Origin of the sequence: Nonomuraea sp. NPDC049141, assembly GCF_040648415.1 — a bacterium.
In the GTDB taxonomy this organism is placed as follows: Bacteria; Actinomycetota; Actinomycetes; order Streptosporangiales; family Streptosporangiaceae; genus Nonomuraea.
In genome coordinates this window covers 1-2,127 of the sequence record NZ_JBEZDR010000152.1, presented here as the reverse complement: position 1 = coordinate 2,127, position 2,127 = coordinate 1, and the positions used below count along the sequence as shown (strand labels likewise).

The 2,127-nt window shown below is 70.9% G+C and carries 4 protein-coding genes; all 4 read right to left on the bottom strand.

The genetic code is table 11. The features are described from left to right. Positions 1 to 81 precede the first annotated feature (81 nt). Positions 82 to 594: a SigE family RNA polymerase sigma factor gene (locus tag AB0B91_RS65345; RefSeq protein WP_357662579.1), complete on the bottom strand. Its 513-nt coding sequence runs from the start codon at positions 592 to 594 to the stop codon at positions 82 to 84. Between the two features lie 183 nt (positions 595 to 777). After that, positions 778 to 1,329 carry a DUF5872 domain-containing protein gene (locus AB0B91_RS65340; RefSeq protein WP_357662577.1) on the bottom strand — a complete coding sequence of 184 codons (552 nt, stop codon included), beginning with the start codon at positions 1,327 to 1,329 and terminating at the stop codon, positions 778 to 780. 51 nt (positions 1,330 to 1,380) lie between these two features. Next, the gene (locus tag AB0B91_RS65335) at positions 1,381 to 1,875 is read right to left on the bottom strand and encodes a hypothetical protein (protein WP_089003006.1); all 495 of its coding nucleotides are present in this window, start codon (positions 1,873 to 1,875) and stop codon (positions 1,381 to 1,383) included. Between the two features lie 32 nt (positions 1,876 to 1,907). Continuing rightward, positions 1,908 to 2,127 (bottom strand): hypothetical protein (locus AB0B91_RS65330; protein WP_358343074.1); only part of this gene is annotated, 220 nt, incomplete at its 5' end.

Here is a 2,127-nt window from a genome sequence, read left to right as displayed (position 1 = left end):
AGAGTCTCTCCGCGGGCACGCACCTGCGCTGGTGGCGCCAGCCTCAGGGCGGCGGTGTCGTGATCGAGGGCCGCGATGGCCTCACGGATGCGCGCTGACATCGGATTCCTTCCGGTCGTCGTCGGTGCCGAGCAGACAGGCGAGCGCCGTCCGTGCGCGGGCGAGGTAGACCTTGACTGTGCCTACGGGCATGCGGGTGGCCTCGGCGATCTCGGCGACCGGAAGGTCACAGAGGTAGTGCAGAACCACGACCCGCCGTTGCGCCTCCGGCAGTCGGTGTAGCGCCGTCATCACCGCGACCCGGTCCGGCGTCGGTCCGGCGGCCGTCACGGGCGGGCCGAGCCTGGCCCGCGCGGCCAGCCAGCGCCGGGCGCTGCGCCATCGGTTGGCCGCCAACCGCCACGCGACGGTCCGTACCCACGCCTCAGGGTCGTCGTAGCCCGACAGCCGCGACCACCGTATCCAGGCGCGGGCGTACGCCTCCTGCACGGCGTCCTGAGCTTCGCCGAGATCCCCGCAGACGGCATACACCTGATGCACGACGCGCGCTGAAGTCGCCGTGTAGAAGGCGTCGAAGTTGTCGGTCGTATCCATCCGCGCCGTCCCTCTCCGTGGCCGTCACAGGTACACACACCGCTGAGGGCGCGCGGGTTACAGTTGCCGACGGTTCGGTGGCGGCGTACGCCTGTCCGGTTGATCGAAGCGAGTCCCTTGGCCTGCCGCTGCGTCGCGAGCTGTGGCCGTGCGCCAGGCAGGTTTTACCAGGGTGGGGGGCGGTCAGCGGCGGGTCAGTTCCTTTTCCAGGCGGGTGATGAGGGTCTTGCGGGACTTGCCGTCGCGTTCGCGGCGCAGGGCCGACTTCAGTTGGCCCTTGTCGAGGTCGCGGACGAGCTTGGCCGCCTCGGCGACCGGCAGCTCCGACAACTGCTCGGCAGACGTGGCGTTGCGGCGCGCGCGTTTGGCCGGTCCGGTGTTCGCCACGAACTGCTTGCCGGACTTCGACTCCTTTCGCTTCTTGGCGTCGGTCGCCCGCCTCTCCTTCTCGGAGAGTTCCTTCCAGGCCTGTTCGGGCAGGTAGCGGCTGGTCTCGTCGCCGTGCCGCGCCCGGGTGTCGCCCTCCCTGGTCTGCCAGTGCTCGCCGCCCCAGCGCTGGAGGGACTTCTGCCGTTCGTCCTTCGGGCCGACGAAGCCCCCGCCGCGCTTCTTGTACTCCTGGGTGACCAGCTGCGACTTGCGTGCCGACCACTGTCCCGGCCGGCCGCCCTTGTCGGAGGCCTTGACCTCTTCCTTGATCTGCTCCCGGAGTTCGGGCTTCGTGTACCGCGCCATGCCGGCGGTTACCCCACCTCACGGCCCCCATGCGTCAGGCCTGCGCGGGGCTCAGCAGGGGCTGTGGCCCTCGTCGAAGAGGCGCTGGGCCCAGTCGGCGTACCCGGCGATGATCTTCTTTACCGCCCGCCCGTCGTGCAGGAAGAGGTACGCCCGGTCGCCCTGCCGGGCGAGCAGCCCGTCGAGCCGGTACGTCCCCTGTGGAGCGTCCAGCTCCCGGGCGGACGGGTAGCGGGTGCGGACCTCCTCGACCGGCATGCCGGCGGTGACTCCCCGCGGGGTGCGGGTCGCCTCGCCGAGCCAGAGCAGCACCAGCCGGTCGTCGACGAAGATGGGGCTGGTCGTGTCGTACCCGGCCAGCGCCGGGCCGCAGGCGTCGACGTCGGAGCGCAGGATGCCCCGCCGGGTCAGCTCGTCCTCGGTGTCGCCGAACTCGATGTCGCGCAGGCCGTTGAGGTCGACCACCTCGACGGCCCCGACGGGCCGCCCGTCCAACTCGCGCAACGGCGGGTGCACGCCACTGCCCGAAACCCAGGCAGCCGTCATCAGTGCGGCGATAAAGCCAAATTGTCGCAATTTCATGGGATCCCCCAGTCCCCAACGGGACCGGGGCGCTCAGGTTGCTGCCCGCCCGCAGATTGCCGGTTTTCCCACTCCTCGGCCAGCTCGTCCCAGTAGTCGGCGCTCAGCCGCCGGCGTCCGTGCGCCAGCCAGCCGGCGGTGCTCCGCTCGACGTGCAGGCCCAGCTCGGCGAACGGGTCGATCCACGCGCCGGGCTCCACCCCGAGCCGGGTGAGC